General features: G+C 64.0%; 13 protein-coding genes and 2 pseudogenes. 11 read left to right on the forward strand and 4 right to left on the reverse strand.

The genetic code is table 11. The annotated features are described in order from the left end of the window. Window positions 1–109: 109 nt before the first annotated feature. From BDD18_RS11885 to BDD18_RS11900, 4 genes and pseudogenes are all read left to right on the forward strand, one after another. Window positions 110–1189 (forward strand): IS630 family transposase, encoded by a 1080-nt coding sequence (locus tag BDD18_RS11885; RefSeq protein ID WP_142083378.1) that lies wholly within the window; start codon window positions 110–112, stop codon window positions 1187–1189. A gap of 276 nt (window positions 1190–1465) precedes the next feature. Continuing rightward, window positions 1466–2083, forward strand: a pseudogene (locus BDD18_RS11890) (alpha/beta fold hydrolase); the annotation flags it as partial. 122 nt (window positions 2084–2205) lie between these two features. Continuing rightward, window positions 2206–2637 (forward strand): IS200/IS605 family transposase, encoded by a 432-nt coding sequence (gene tnpA, locus BDD18_RS11895; RefSeq protein ID WP_142083381.1) that lies wholly within the window; start codon window positions 2206–2208, stop codon window positions 2635–2637. Window positions 2638–2744: 107 nt separating this feature from the next. Next, a pseudogene (locus tag BDD18_RS11900) lies at window positions 2745–2918 on the forward strand (alpha/beta fold hydrolase); the annotation flags it as partial. Between the two features lie 36 nt (window positions 2919–2954). Here BDD18_RS11900 and BDD18_RS11905 read toward each other — a convergent pair. Then, window positions 2955–3443: a DUF421 domain-containing protein gene (locus tag BDD18_RS11905; protein WP_142083383.1), complete on the reverse strand. Its 489-nt coding sequence runs from the start codon at window positions 3441–3443 to the stop codon at window positions 2955–2957. Between the two features lie 150 nt (window positions 3444–3593). On the opposite strand from BDD18_RS11905, the gene BDD18_RS11910 reads away from it, so the two are divergent. From BDD18_RS11910 to BDD18_RS11925, 4 genes are all read left to right on the forward strand, one after another. Further along, a complete protein-coding gene (locus BDD18_RS11910; protein WP_142083384.1) occupies window positions 3594–4292 on the forward strand; it encodes a DUF4197 domain-containing protein in 699 nt (232 codons plus the stop codon). Next, entirely contained in the window at window positions 4289–4726 is a 438-nt protein-coding gene (locus BDD18_RS11915) for a YchJ family protein (protein ID WP_044396940.1), read from the forward strand. The genes BDD18_RS11910 and BDD18_RS11915 overlap by 4 nt, the downstream gene beginning before the upstream one ends. Before the next feature lie 72 nt (window positions 4727–4798). Continuing rightward, window positions 4799–5461: an HAD family hydrolase gene (locus BDD18_RS11920; protein WP_142083386.1), complete on the forward strand. Its 663-nt coding sequence runs from the start codon at window positions 4799–4801 to the stop codon at window positions 5459–5461. Between the two features lie 351 nt (window positions 5462–5812). Next, window positions 5813–6856 (forward strand): IS110 family RNA-guided transposase, encoded by a 1044-nt coding sequence (locus BDD18_RS11925; protein WP_066695817.1) that lies wholly within the window; start codon window positions 5813–5815, stop codon window positions 6854–6856. 285 nt (window positions 6857–7141) lie between these two features. On the opposite strand, the gene BDD18_RS11930 is transcribed toward BDD18_RS11925, so the two are convergent. The 3 genes from BDD18_RS11930 to BDD18_RS11940 form a co-directional block, all read right to left on the reverse strand. Continuing rightward, the gene (locus BDD18_RS11930; protein ID WP_142083388.1) at window positions 7142–7930 is read right to left on the reverse strand and encodes an alpha/beta hydrolase; all 789 of its coding nucleotides are present in this window, start codon (window positions 7928–7930) and stop codon (window positions 7142–7144) included. 45 nt (window positions 7931–7975) lie between these two features. Then, window positions 7976–8644 (reverse strand): glutathione S-transferase family protein, encoded by a 669-nt coding sequence (locus BDD18_RS11935; RefSeq protein WP_142083390.1) that lies wholly within the window; start codon window positions 8642–8644, stop codon window positions 7976–7978. Window positions 8645–8725: 81 nt separating this feature from the next. Next, window positions 8726–9859: an AraC family transcriptional regulator gene (locus BDD18_RS11940; protein ID WP_142083392.1), complete on the reverse strand. Its 1134-nt coding sequence runs from the start codon at window positions 9857–9859 to the stop codon at window positions 8726–8728. 106 nt (window positions 9860–9965) lie between these two features. Here BDD18_RS11940 and BDD18_RS11945 point away from each other — a divergent pair, with 106 nt between their 5' ends. The 3 genes from BDD18_RS11945 to BDD18_RS11955 all read left to right on the forward strand — a co-directional run bounded on the left by BDD18_RS11945 (window position 9966) and on the right by BDD18_RS11955 (window position 14268). Then, a complete protein-coding gene (locus tag BDD18_RS11945) occupies window positions 9966–11696 on the forward strand; it encodes an AMP-binding protein (RefSeq protein ID WP_142083394.1) in 1731 nt (576 codons plus the stop codon). A gap of 166 nt (window positions 11697–11862) precedes the next feature. Beyond that, window positions 11863–13467, forward strand: a complete 1605-nt coding sequence (locus BDD18_RS11950) for a carboxyl transferase domain-containing protein (protein WP_142083395.1) — start codon at window positions 11863–11865, stop codon at window positions 13465–13467. A gap of 15 nt (window positions 13468–13482) precedes the next feature. Next, complete coding sequence (locus tag BDD18_RS11955) at window positions 13483–14268, forward strand: enoyl-CoA hydratase/isomerase family protein (RefSeq protein WP_142083397.1); 786 nt, start codon at window positions 13483–13485, stop codon at window positions 14266–14268. The last annotated feature ends 8 nt before the right edge of the window (window positions 14269–14276 follow it).

The following is a 14276-nucleotide window of genomic DNA, read 5'->3' on the forward strand; positions in this document are numbered from 1 at the left end:
CGGCCAATTTCAGGCTCTTCTAGCGAATGCTAGTGTGGTGTCTCAAAAATAGATAGAACTATTTTGACCGGTGTTGGTCGAATCAGCTTCCTTATAGGAGACTACGCTGATGGCCCACCCTGGACGCCCCGCCACGAAGCTGCAGATCACCGATGCCGAGCGCGCAGAGCTGCATGCGCAACTGCGCGTACGCAAAGCGCCCGAGGACGAGAAGCTGCGCATGCGAATCGTGCTGGGCTGCGCAGATGGGGAGTCGGGCACCATGATTGCCCAACGCTTGGGCACGACGGTGCAAACTGTCTCCAAGTGGCGGCGGCGCTACCGGGCGTATCGTCTGGCGGGTTTGACCGATGCCCCGCGCGCTGGCCGCCCGCGCAGTGTGGGCGACGAGCAGGTTCAGCTCATTGTGGACAAGGTTCGCCAGAGCAAGCCTGACAACGCCACGCACTGGAGCGTGCGCCAGATGAGTCGGCACGCTGGCGTATCGCCCGCGACGGTGCAGCGCATCTGGCATGCCTTTGGGCTGAAGCCGCACCTGCAAGAAACCTTCAAGCTATCGACGGATCCCCATTTCGTGGACAAGGTACGGGATGTGGTGGGGCTGTATATGGCACCACCCGATCGCGCCTTGGTGCTGTGCGTGGACGAGAAGAGCCAGATCCAGGCTCTGGATCGCACCCAACCAGGGTTACCACTGACGTTTGGCAAACCCAGCACGCGCACGCACGATTACAAGCGCCATGGCACAACGTCGCTGTTTGCAGCGCTGGATGTGGCCACTGGCAAAGTCATAGGACAGCTCAAGCGCCGTCACCGCAGTGTGGAATTCCTGCAGTTCCTCAAAGCCATCGATGCAGCGGTGCCTGGCGAACAAGACATCCACCTGATCATGGACAACTACGGCACGCACAAGACGCAGGCAGTGCGGGCCTGGCTAGCAGCCCATCCTCGCTACCACGTTCACTTCACGCCCACCTCAGCGTCCTGGCTCAATCTGGTCGAGCGTTTCTTTAGCCAGATCAGCGAGCAGTGGATCAAGCGCAGCGCCCACACCAGCGTTGCTCAGCTGGAGCAATCCATACGGGAATACATTGATCGTCACAACGAGGATCCCAAGCCGTTCGTGTGGCATAAAAGTGCGGACACCATCTTGGCATCTGTGGCGCGGGCAGCGAGTACCATTATTTGATGCTTACTTTTGAGACACCACACTAGTGATGCACTCGATAAATGTCGTACGTCGAAATCGTCGTTTACAGACGTGCGGCGATTTCCATCACTACTATTCGCTAGAAGAGCCCAATTTCATTCATTTTTTGCCACCGCCGACTGCGGGGTGGTGCGCGTACCGGCACCTGCGGGCTGACGCCTGGGTGACTCGTGCGCAGCCTTTCGCGGGTTGCGCCGGTTGCAGTGCGGGCGGGCTTGTTCAAGGATGGAGGCCTGTTTTTTTCAGGAGCTCCGCATGCCTTTCGCGCACGTCAATGGCCAGAAGTTGTATTACGAAGACACGGGCGGAGAAGGCCCGGTCATCGTGTTTTCGCACGGGTTGCTGATGGATGGCAGCATGTTCGCGCCGCAAGTCGAGGCCCTTCGCAGCACATGGCGCTGCATCACCTGGGACGAGCGGGGCCATGGGCAGACGGCCGACCTCGCGCGCTGCGACCCCTTCACCTACTACGATTCGGCCAACGATCTGGCCGCGTTGCTAGGGCACCTGGGCGTGCGCCAGGCCGTGCTGGCGGGCATGTCGCAGGGCGGCTACCTGTCGCTGCGCTGCGCGCTCACCCACCCCGACCTGGTGCGGGCGCTGGTGCTCATCAACACACAGGCCCTGCCGGAGCAGCCGGAAAAGATGGCGGGCCACGAGGTGCTGATGAAAGCCTGGATGGAGAACGGCCTGTCGGACGAGATTGCCGGGGTGGTAGCCCACATCATCCTGGGCGACGGCTGGGCAGGCGCCCCGCAGTGGCAGGCAAAGTGGCGCGGGTTCACCGTGCCCAATCTGATGCAATGCTTTACCACCCTGGCCAGCCGCGACGACATCAGCGACCGCCTGGGCGCCATCACAGTGCCGGCGCTAGCTACCAAAAGGAGGCCCCCCGGCTCTGCCGGGGAGGCAGTAGAAGTTTGACTTTTCAGGAGGTTGTCCACCGTAGAGACTTTCAATCGTGAGCCGCCAAGCAAACGAAAGGAAGAAACACGATGGACAAGTATGAAAGTTTGAGTCCCACGGCCTGGGATTGCAAATATCACGTGGTCTTCATCCCCAAGTGTCGAAGGCGAACGCTGTACAAGCAGCTACGCGAACACCTGGGTGAGGTATTCAGAAAGTTGGCCGCGCAAAAGGAATGCAGGGTTGAAGAGGGGCATCTGATGCCCGATCACGTGCACATGATGCTGTCGATCCCACCGAAGTACTCGGTGTCGCAGGTGGTGGGCTTTATCAAAGGCAAGAGCGCAATCCACCTTGCGCGGGTGTACGGAGAGCGAAAGCGCAACTTCGTGGGTCAGCACTTCTGGGCGCGAGGGTACTTCGTCTCGACGGTGGGACGCGACGAAGCGGTGATACGGGAGTACATCCGAAACCAGGAGAAGGAAGACGAGAGGTTGGACCAACTCGGTCTATGGAGGTGAGTAGCCACCGATAGGTGGCCCCAAGAATGAGGGGCCGCGTTAGCGACCCCTTACAGCCGCTTTGAGCGGCTCACATCCCGAATGCCCCCGGCTTTGCCGGGGGATGGTTACTGGTGCATGGCGAACTGGACAACGCCATTGATCTGCAACGTGCTCAGGCTATGGCCGACGGCCTGCCGCGCGCGAGCATGGTGGTGGTGCCCGGCGCCGGGCATGCCAGCAACCTCACGCACCCCGAGCCCGTGAATGCTGCATTGGCGGCGTTTCTCGCCCGCCTGTAAAACACCAAGCGCCCGTGATGGGCGGGGGCGCCGCGGTCACGTTGCGTTCAGTGGCCGGTGCGCGGGCCGCAGCACCACGGTAATTTGTCCATTGGTTTCGATGGTGGCACGTTCCACCTCGTGCGCGTGCAGGCAGCCGCCAGCACGCAGCGCGGCCTCCACGTCGTCGCGGGTCAGCAGCTCCTTGCGCATCAGCGTCTGGTTCAGTTCACCCTTGTCAATCAGCACCTGGGCCTTGCCATCCACCCAGGAGCCCACGCGCGGAAAGTGAAACGCCAGCCGCGCCAGCGCCGCATGGCACAGCATCAGCGTGCTGGCAGAGATCAATCCGCCCACCAGCGAGTTGTCGCCCGCGTTCATCGAGTTTTGCACCGCGTTCGACAGAATCAGCAGCAGGATCAAATCAAACGGCTCGTACTGCCCCGTCTGCCGCTTGCCCGTGAGGCGCATGAACACCAGCAGGAACAGGTACACGACGATGCCGCGCAGTACAAACTCCCACCACGGCACGCTCATCTGCCACATTGCAAGGCTCCTTCCTGGATGCTGGACGGGTGCAGTCTACGGCCTGTGAACCAAGCTTGGAGCCTGAGCGAAAATCGGGTACCTCCGGCCCGCGGTGCAGTTGCTGCCCTGCGGGAACCATCCGTCGCTTTCACCGAAAGAACCGCCGCCATGCAACGCCGCCAATTCCACCAAACCAGCCTCGTCGGGGCGCTGCTGTGCACCACCTATCAGCATGCCTGGGCGCTGTCGCTGGGCGATATTTCCAACGCCGATGCCGGCCGTGGCGTCAAGGCTGCGCTGGCGCAGGGCGCGCAGGCCGCCGTGGCGCTGCTGGGGCGCCCCGATGGCTTTCTGGGCAACCCCAAGGTGCGCATTGGTCTGCCGGGCTACCTGGAAGATGCCGCCAAGGTCATGAAATCCATGGGCCAGGGCAAGCGCATTGATGAACTGGTCACCTCCATCAACCGCGCCGCTGAAGCCGCCGTGCCGCTGGGCAAGGACATCCTGGTCCAGGCCGTGCAGTCCATGAGCGTGACCGATGCCAAAAACATCCTCACAGGCGGCGATACGTCGGTCACCGAGTTCTTCGTGACCAAGACGCGCGCTCCGTTGTCTGAGCGCTTTTTGCCCGTGGTGAACAAGGCCACAGAAAACGTGGGCCTCACCCAGAAGTACAACGCCTTTGCCGGCAAGGCGGCCAGCTTTGGCCTGCTCAAGCCCGAAGAAAGCAACCTGGCAGGCTACGTCACGGGCAAGACGCTTGACGGCCTGTTCTTCATGATTGGCGAAGAAGAACGCAAGATTCGCCAGAACCCGGCAGGCGCAGGCAGCGCTGTGTTGCAGCGCGTGTTCGGGGCCTTGCGGTGAGCCGCACGCCTGCCGTTCCTTCTGCTGCCTGCCCCTGCGGCCGCCTGCAAGGCTCCGGCGCCAAGGCCAAGCCCCTGGCCTATGCCGACTGCTGCGGCCGTTTTATCGACCATTGGGATGCCCAGCCCGCGCCCGACGCCGAATGCCTCATGCGTTCGCGCTACACCGCCTTTGTGCGCGAGCGGGCCGACTACCTGCTGGCCACCTGGCACCCCAGCCACCGCCCCGCCACGCTGGACTTTGACCCCGCCACCCAATGGCTGGGGTTGGAAGTGCGCGGCCACTGGGTGAAAGACGTCGACCACGCCGAGGTCGAATTCGTCGCTCGCCACCGCCTGGGCGGCCGCGCCGTGCGCCTGCACGAACGCAGCCGCTTCCTGCGTGAAGGCGGACGCTGGTACTACGTCGATGGCGACATGCTCCCTGTGCGTTGAACTGGCTTCCCACCACTTTTCCATTTTTAATGAAATTGGCCTCCAGCGCTTTCTGGATAAGCGCTACCAGCTATGAAATTTGAAGCAATATTGTTCGACTGCGATGGCGTGCTGGTAGACAGCGAACCCATCACCAACGGCGTGCTGTGCACCATGCTCAACGAAGCGGGCTGGGCCATTAGCGCGCAAGACTGCATGGAGATCTTCATCGGCAAAACCGTGCGCAGCGAAGCCGCTCGCATTGAAGCGCACACCGGCCAGCCGCTCACTGATGCCTGGATGGCCCAGTTCTACGCCCGCCGCAATGCCGAACTGCAAGCGCGCCTGCAGCCCATCGCCGGTGCGGTGAATGCCGTGCGTGCCGTGCACGCGCTGCTCGGTGGCCGCATCGCCTGCGCCTCGGGCGCAGACCGGCAGAAGGTGGAGATGCAACTCGCCCAGGTGGGGCTGGCCAGCTACTTTGGTGACCGCGTTTTCAGCGGCCACGAAATGCCTCGCACCAAGCCCGCGCCTGATGTGTACCTGGCTGCCGCCGCCGCGCTGAAGGTAGACCCCGCCCGCTGCCTGGTGGTGGAAGACACGGTGACCGGCGTTACCGCCGGTGTGGCGGCCGGGGCCACGGTGGTGGGCTACAGCCCTTCATCGGTAGGCCACAGCTCGCCCGAAGCCCTGCGCGCCGCCGGGGCCGTGCAGGTGATTGCCGACATGGCCTTGCTGCCTGCGTTGCTGGCATAGCGCCGCTGCGTGGATGGGGCTTGGCGCGCCCTGGACGATGTGCGCAGAAGATCCATAGGGATGTCCTGCATAACTCCCTGCGGTCTGTGATAGCGCGGCCTCGGGCAGTCCGCTGCGTTGCTTTTCTTGCCAATAGCCCGGCTATTGGCTGCAAAAAGACGCCTTGCAGCCTATCCCGATCCGCACTACCACCGACTCGCGAGGGTTATGCAGATGGCATGGACGTCTCCACCTACACCGCCGTTGGCGCCGTCGGCCTGTTACCCGATACAAGGTGGGGCCTGGCGGTAACGGCATCAAAGTGCCAAAGTGGAAGTTCGTCGCAACCACCTTTGAACCGGAGGCCCCACCATGCAATTTACTGCAACGCTGCCAGTCATCGGAATGGATATTGCCAAGCACGTGTTCCAGCTGCACGTCGTGGATGCCCAGACAGGCGAGGTCACCCGGCACAAGCTCAGGCGTGATCGAGTAACCGCATTCTTTGCCAATCGTCAGAAGTCCCTCGTCGCGATGGAGGCTTGTGGCGGTGCGCACCACTGGGCCAGAACGCTGCAGACGCTGGGACATGAGGTCAAGCTGCTGCCCGCCAAGCATGTTCGCGCCTTTGTGCTGCGCGACAAGACTGACGCCCGTGATGCCCAGGCCATCTGGGTAGCGGCCCAGCAACCTCACATCAAGGCCGTGCCTGTCAAGAACGAGCAGCAGCAAGCTTGCCTGACACTGCACCGTATGCGCGCTCAGCTCATGAAGGTGCGCATCATGCAAACCAACGCGCTGCGCGGGTTGCTCTACGAGTTCGGAATCGTGCTGCCTGAGGGGCACCGGGCATTGCTCAAGCTCGTTCAGGACGCACTGGCCAAAGCCCAGGAACAGCGGCTGCCAGAAGTGGTGGTCGTCAGCATTCAGGATCAACTGCGTCGTATCGACAGCCTGCAGTGCGATATCGATCAGCTGGACAAACGGCTGGCCTCGATGGTCAAGCAAAACCAGCACATGCTGGCACTGCAAGCCATACCGGGCATCGGTCCGTTGACGGCGACAGCCTTGGTATCTACTGCAACCGACCTGTCCAGCTTCGAGTCCGGCAGGCAATTCGCCGCCTGGCTGGGACTGACGCCCCGACAGACTGGCACCGGAGGGAAGACCCGGCAGTTGGGGATATCCAAACGCGGAGACCCTTATGTGAGGACCATGCTGATGCACGGCGCTCGCGCCGTGATTGCCAGGAGTCAGCGAAGCGGCTGGATCGAGAGACTGTTACTGCGCCGCCCATACAGCGTGGTGGTCGCGGCGCTGGCCAACAAGCTGGCCCGAACAGTCTGGGCAGTCCTGGTCAAAGGCAAGGCCTTTGACCAGGTGAGATGGAATCCGGTCGACCTCGCCGCAGCCTGAGACCACCACAATGAACTGAGAACACCAAACGCTAGGAAACCGTTTTGAAGGAGAGCATGCAAGAAGCTTGTGTGATGGGTCAACAGGTCAAACCGGGGTGGGGGCAATCCGATAGGGATACAGGGCATCAAGCCCGATGTGCAGACAGGAGCCTCACCCGCGAATGCCATCAGGGCCAGCAGGACGAACACCCTGCACCGACAGGCCGTATGTAAGACTGCAAACCCTTCAGACCTTCACGCCGCCGAATCTTGCTCTTCTGGAGACGTCCATGTAAGGACATCCCTACCGGGCCGGGGCCAGAATCCAGTCGGCCATTTGCCCTACCACGTCAGCCTCCAGGCCGTTGAAGCCATGGTGCGCAAAGGCCGCGCAGGCATCCCCCTGGTTTTTGCCACCCGTGGCGGTGATGAGGTGGCTGCGGGGTGTGTGGGTCAGCTTGGCCATCAGGGTGGGAATCTCGCTGTACGCACAGTAAGAGCAACCATCTTGCTGGTGGTGCACCACCAGCACAGGCACTTTGATGTGCTCCAGTGGCATGGCGGGAACCGGGCGCTGTTTGTCATCCGCCAGGATGGTCGCCGTCAACACCACGCCATCCGGCGCGTCTGCGCCCTGCAACACGGTGGCCGCATAGGCTGCCGATTGCGTGCCACGGCTGGTCCCCACCAGCCACACGGGCACTTTGGCGGTGGCTCGCGCCCAGGCAATGGTGGCTTTCAAATCGGCCGCGTGCTCTTCCGTTTGGCGAAAGCCGTTGAGAAACGGTGCGCGCAGCCGATCTGAGGGCGCGTCCACTACCACCGCCATCAACCCCTTGTCGGCAAACAGTTGCCGCGACCGGACGAGGAAATTGCCTTCCCCCCATTTGAACGACCCGTTCTGAAATAGCTGCAACCCGCCATGCCCGCCCGCCAGCAGGATGACGGTGGCTTTGGGCTCGGGCGGGGTGGTCACCAGCATGCGCTGGGTGACGCCAGGGCGGGTGGGCAGGTCCACCACCGTGGGTGGCTGCTGGGCTGCGGCGGTGAACGACAGGGCCAGTGCGGCGATGCCAATGAGTTGTTTGAACACGTTGCGCGCTCCGTGAAAACGGGTGGGGTGTGGCGGGGAGGTGGCTCAAGGCCGCGTGTCTGGCGCAGGCGTGGTGGGCACGCCTTGCTCCACAGCCGCCCGCAGTTGCGCCGCCATGGCCCGCTGGTAACCGGGCCGCGCCTGCAGCCGCTGCCAATAGGCTTGGGTGGCCGGGCCAAACTGCGGCGCCAGGCCCAGGTGTTGTGCCAGCAGCAAGGCATAGCCAACCGCCACATCGGCCGCTGTAAAGCGCCCAGCGCACAGGTATTCGCTCTGCGCCACCGCGGCCTCCACCGCCCGCAGCCGCGCCAGAAACCAGCGCGTGTAGTCCACCACCACTTGCGGCTGCTGGCGCTCGGCGGGCTCAAAGCGGCCATAGCGCAGCACCAGCGTTTGCGGGAAAGTGAGCGTCGCATCGCTCATGTGCAGCCAGTTCAGGTACGCGCCATACGCTGGGTCGTTGGGCGGCACATCCAGCCCCGCGTCGGGGTGCGTGGCCGCGAGGTATTGGCACATGGCCGCCGATTCGGTCATGCGCACATCACCCTGGGTCAGCAGCGGCACCGTGCCCAGCGGGTTCAGTTCCAGAAAGCTGCGCGCCAACGCCCGGGGCGGGAAGGGCAGCATGTGCAGCTGGTAGGGGAGTTGCAGCTCTTCAAGCATCCACAGGGGGCGGAAGGAGCGGGCGCTGACGCAGTGGTGGAGGTGGAGCATGGCAAGCAGGTCGAAGTCAAGGGCCAGTGTAGTGAGGCTGCAATGCCGTGGCGTGACGCGACCCGTCACGTTGGGGGCAAATCATGCCGTGTGGGTTTGGCGGCGAAATTCGGCGGGTGACTGCCCCGTCCACCCGCGAAACGCCCGGATAAAACTCTTCTCGTTCTCAAACCCCGCCGCTTCCGCTACCTGCTTGATGGGCCGCTGCGTGCGGTGCAGCAGTTCCACCGCGCGGGTGCGGCGCACCTCGTCTTTCAGGCCCTGCAGCGTGGCGCCTTCTTCCTTCAATTGCCGGTGCAGTGTGCGCGGCGATACGTGCAGCAGCGCGGCCAGGGATTCGGCGCTGTGCTGGGGCAGGGCGTGGGCGGGCTGGCCGGGCAGGGGGGCGGCCAGCAGCTGGCGCACCCGCTGCACCAGCAGGCGGTCGCGGCGGTAGTGCAGCACCGTCAGGGGCAGGGCGTGCTGCAGCATCTGGCGCAGGGCCTGTTCGTCGCGGCGCAAGGGCAGGTGCAGGTAGCGGGCGTCGAAGTGGATGGCGGTGCGCGGGGCGCTGAAGGTGACGGGGCCGCGGAACAGCACGGCGTAGGCATCGGCGTGGGGTGGCGCGTCAAAGGCGAATTCCGCAGCGATGAGCGGGATGCGCGAGTCCACCATCCAGCAGGCCAGGCCGTGGGCATTGCGCAGCACCGACACCAGGCAGAACTCGCGCAGCGCGCCCAGGTCGCGGGCCTCGGTGATGGCCAGGGTGGCGGTGTCGCCGCTGGTGGTGAGCTGCAGCGCAATGTCGTCCGCCAGCAGGCCGTGGTGGCGGCACCAGCGGGCCAAGGCCACTTGCAGCGTGGGCGAGCTGATGCTGGCGCGCGCCAGCATGCCGTAGCTGCCCCAGGGCAGGCGGCGGCTGAACCAGCCCAGGGCTTCGTCGTCCAGTTCCTGCATGGCGGCGTCGGAGATCTGTTCCATCTGCCACGCGGTGATGCGGGCGGCGTCGTCCTGCAGCAGCTGCGGCGCAATCTGTGCCTGGGCCAGGGCGCGTTCGGGGCTCATGCCGCGCCGCTCATAGGCCAGAACAATGGCGCGCACGAAGGCTATCGGCGTGGCTGCCGGTGCGATGGGTGTGGCTGTGGGGGCTGTGGCGGGGGTGGACAAACGGTGGGTGGTTGGGGCAGGTGGCTTCACGTCAGAGAGTGTGCCACCCGTGGCACGATTTGCAACCATTGTGGCAACCCGGCCGGGCCGTGGGCTTCTATGCTTGCCTATGCTTTCGAATGGCTCGCCACGCGCGCTCTGCCCGCGCTGGACGGATGACCGAGGAGACAAACCCGTGACGACTGCAGCCGCAACGAATACCGCATCGCTGGTGGAAAGCTACGCCCGTGGCACCACCGATGTTCCCCTGATCGAGCAGACCATCGGCGCCTTTTTTGCCGACATGGTGGCCCGCCAGCCCGACCGAGAGGCGCTGGTGAGCGTGCACCAGGGCCGCCGCTACACCTATGCCCAGTTGCAGACCGAAGCCCACCGCCTGGCCAGTGCGCTGCTGGGCCTGGGGCTGGTGCCGGGCGACCGCGTGGGCATCTGGTCGCACAACAACGCCGAATGGGTGCTGATGCAACTGGCCACCGCGCAAGTGGGCCTGGTGCTGGTCAACATCAACCCGGCCTACCGCACGGCCGAGGTGGAATATGCGCTGAACAAGGTGGGCTGCAAGCTGCTGGTGACCATGGCGCGCTTCAAGACCAGCGACTACCTGGGCATGCTGCGCGAGCTGGCGCCCGAGTGGGCGCATGGCACGCCGGGCCAGCTGGAGTCGCAACAGCTGCCTCACCTGCACACTGTCGTCTGGATCGACGAATCTGGCGTGGGTGGCGAAGAGCCTGGCCTGCTGCGCTTTTCGGATCTGATCGCGCGCGGCAACCCGGACGACCCGCGCCTGGCGCAGGTGGCAGCGACGCTGAAGGCCACGGACCCCATCAACATCCAGTTCACCAGCGGCACCACGGGCTTCCCCAAGGGCGCCACGCTCACGCACCGCAACATCCTGAACAACGGCTTCTTCATTGGCGAGTGCATGAAGCTCACGCCCGAAGACCGGCTGTGCATTCCCGTGCCGCTGTACCACTGCTTTGGCATGGTGCTGGGCAACTTGGCCTGCCTGACCCACGGCGCTGCCATCGTGTACCCCAATGATGGGTTTGACCCGCAGACGGTGCTGCAAACGGTGCAGGACGAGCGCTGCACCGGCCTGCACGGCGTGCCCACGATGTTCATTGCCGAGCTGGACCACCCACGCTTTGCCGAGTTCAACCTCAGCACGCTGCGCACCGGCATCATGGCCGGGTCGCCTTGCCCCACCGAGGTGATGAAGCGTGTGGTGGAGCAGATGAACCTGCGCGAGATCACCATTGCCTACGGCATGACCGAAACCAGCCCCGTGAGCTGCCAGAGCAGCACCGACACGCCGCCGGAAAAGCGCGTATCGACCGTAGGCCAGGTGCAGCCGCATCTGGAGATCAAGATCGTGGACCCCGAAACCGGCGCCATCGTGCCCCGTGGCGAGCGTGGCGAGTTCTGCACCAAGGGCTATTCGGTGATGCACGGCTATTGGGAAGACCCCGCCAAAACGCATGAAGCCATTGACGCCGACGGCTGGATGCACACCGGCGACCTGGCCACCATGGACGCCGAGGGCTACGTGAACATCGTAGGCCGCATCAAGGACATGGTGATCCGTGGCGGCGAGAACATCTACCCGCGCGAGATTGAAGAGTTTTTGTACCGCCACCCGCAGGTGCAGGACGTGCAGGTGGTGGGCGTGCCCGATCAGAAATACGGCGAAGAACTCTGCGCCTGGATCATCGCCAAGCCCGGCACGAAGCCAACCGAAGACGATATCCGCGCCTTCTGCAAAGGTCAGATTGCGCACTACAAGGTGCCGCGCTACATCCGCTTTGTCACCAGCTTTCCGATGACGGTGACGGGCAAGATCCAGAAGTTCAAGATCCGCGACGAGATGAAGGATCTGCTGGGTCTGGAAGAACAGAAAACCGCTTGAACTGATGACCCCCCTGAGCCGCTTCGCGTCTTCCCCCCAGGGGGACGCCGCCACTGGCCCGGCAAAGCCGGTTCCACGGCGGCCCGCGCTTGGCCTGCTCCGCGGCCTTCAGTGCCACCGGCCAGCCGGTGGCGCTACGTAAACCCAAGATATCGATGGAGCTTGCATGATTCTTGACACCCAACTCAACGCCCGCTCGGCGGACTTTCTGGCCAATGCTGCCGCCATGCGCACGCTGGTGGATGACCTGCGCGCACAGCTCGACAAGGTGGCCCAGGGCGGCGGCGAAGCGGCCCGCGCCAAGCACACCGCGCGGGGCAAGCTGCTGCCCCGCGAGCGCGTGCAGATGCTGCTAGACCCCGGCACGCCGTTCCTTGAACTCGCGCCACTGGCGGCGCTCAACATGTACAACAACGACGCACCCAGCGCCGGGCTCATCGCGGGCATTGGCCGCGTGAGCGGCGTGGACTGCATGATCGTGTGCAACGACGCCACAGTGAAGGGCGGCACCTACTACCCGCTCACCGTCAAGAAGCACTTGCGCGCGCAGGAAGTGGCGCAGCAGAACCACCTGCCCTGCATCTATCTGGTGGACTCTGGCGGCGCCAACCTGCCCAACCAGGACGAAGTCTTTCCTGACCGCGACCACTTCGGCCGCATCTTCTTCAACCAGGCCAACATGAGCGCCATGGGCATCTCGCAGATCGCGGTGGTCATGGGATCGTGCACGGCGGGTGGTGCCTACGTGCCGGCCATGAGTGACGAGTCCATCATCGTCAAGAACCAGGGCACCATCTTCCTGGGCGGCCCGCCGTTGGTCAAAGCCGCTACGGGCGAGGTGGTGAGCGCGGAAGACCTGGGTGGCGGCGATGTGCACACCCGCCTGTCGGGCGTGGCCGACCACCTGGCGCAGAACGACATGCATGCGTTGCAGTTGGCGCGCAATGCGGTGCGCAATTTGAATAAAAACAAGGCTCCAGCGCCCGCAGATCAAGCGCCGGTAGCTCCTAAATTTGCAGCAGAAGAGCTGTACGGCGTGATTCCGGTGGACACGCGCAAGCCGTTTGATGTGCGCGAGATCATTGCCCGCATCGTCGATGGCAGCGAGTTTGACGAGTTCAAGGCGCGCTACGGCACCACGCTGGTCACGGGCTTTGCGCGCATCGAAGGGATGGCTGTGGGCATCATCGCCAACAACGGCATCCTGTTCAGCGAGTCGGCCCTCAAGGGCGCGCACTTCATTGAGCTGTGCTGCCAGCGCAAGATACCGCTGGTGTTCCTGCAGAACATCACCGGCTTCATGGTGGGCCGCAAGTACGAAAACGAAGGCATTGCCCGCAACGGCGCCAAGATGGTGACGGCCGTGGCCACAGCGAGTGTGCCCAAGTTCACCATCATCATCGGCGGCAGCTTTGGCGCAGGCAACTACGGCATGTGCGGCCGCGCGTACAGCCCCCGCTTCCTGTGGATGTGGCCCAACGCGCGCATCAGCGTGATGGGCGGCGAGCAGGCTGCTGGCGTGCTGGCCACGGTGAAGCGCGACGGCATCGAGGCCAAAGGCGGGCAGTGGAGCATGGAGGAAGAAGAAGCCTTCAAGGCCCCCATCCGCCGCCAGTACGAAGACCAGGGCCACCCCTACTACGCCACCGCCCGCCTGTGGGACGACGGCGTGATCGACCCCGCCGACACCCGCCGCGTGCTGGCCCTGGGCCTGGCGGCCACGCGCAACGCGCCCATTGAGGACACGAAGTTCGGCATCTTCCGCATGTAAGAAGGCGTGTCCACCATGAGCCAGAACCTTTCCATCACCCAGTCCGGCGCGGTGGCGCGCATCACGCTCACGCAGCCGGATATTCGTAACGCCTTCAGCGATGAAGTGATTGCCGAGATCACGGCCGCCTTTGTGGACGTGGGCAGCCGCGCCGATGTGCGCGCCGTGGTGCTGGCGGCCGAAGGCCCCGCATTCTGTGCTGGCGCCAACCTGAACTGGATGCGCCGCATGGCCGACTACACGCGCGACGAAAACATCGCCGACGCGGGCAAGCTGGCCGATATGTTGCGCGTGATTTATGAATGCCCCAAGCCCACGATTGCCCGCGTGCAGGGCGACGTGTATGCCGGCGGCATGGGCCTGGTGGCCGCGTGCGACATGGCCGTGGCGGTGGATACCGCAGGTTTTTGCCTGAGCGAGGTGAAGCTGGGGCTCATCCCCGCCACCATCAGCCCCTACGTGATCCGCGCCATGGGCGCGCGTGCTGCGCACCGCTACTTTCTGACGGCCGAGCGTTTTGGCGCCGCCGAGGCGCTGCGCATCGGCTTTGTGCACGAGGTGGTGGCTGCCGATGAGCTGGATGTCAAGGTGGACGAACTGCTCAAGGCCCTCACCACAGCCAGCCCCAACGCCGTGCGCGTGTGCAAGAAGCTGGTGATCGACGTGGCCGAGCGTGAGATCAACGCCGGGCTGATTGCCGCCACCGTGCAGGGCATTGCCGACATCCGCGCCAGCGACGAGGGCAAGGAAGGCGTGCAGTCGTTCCTGAACAAGCGCAAGCCCTCCTGGCTTCTGGGCTGACGGGTTCA

The sequence above is a fragment of the Acidovorax temperans genome (assembly GCF_006716905.1).
In the GTDB taxonomy this organism is placed as follows: Bacteria; Pseudomonadota; Gammaproteobacteria; order Burkholderiales; family Burkholderiaceae_C; genus Acidovorax; species Acidovorax temperans.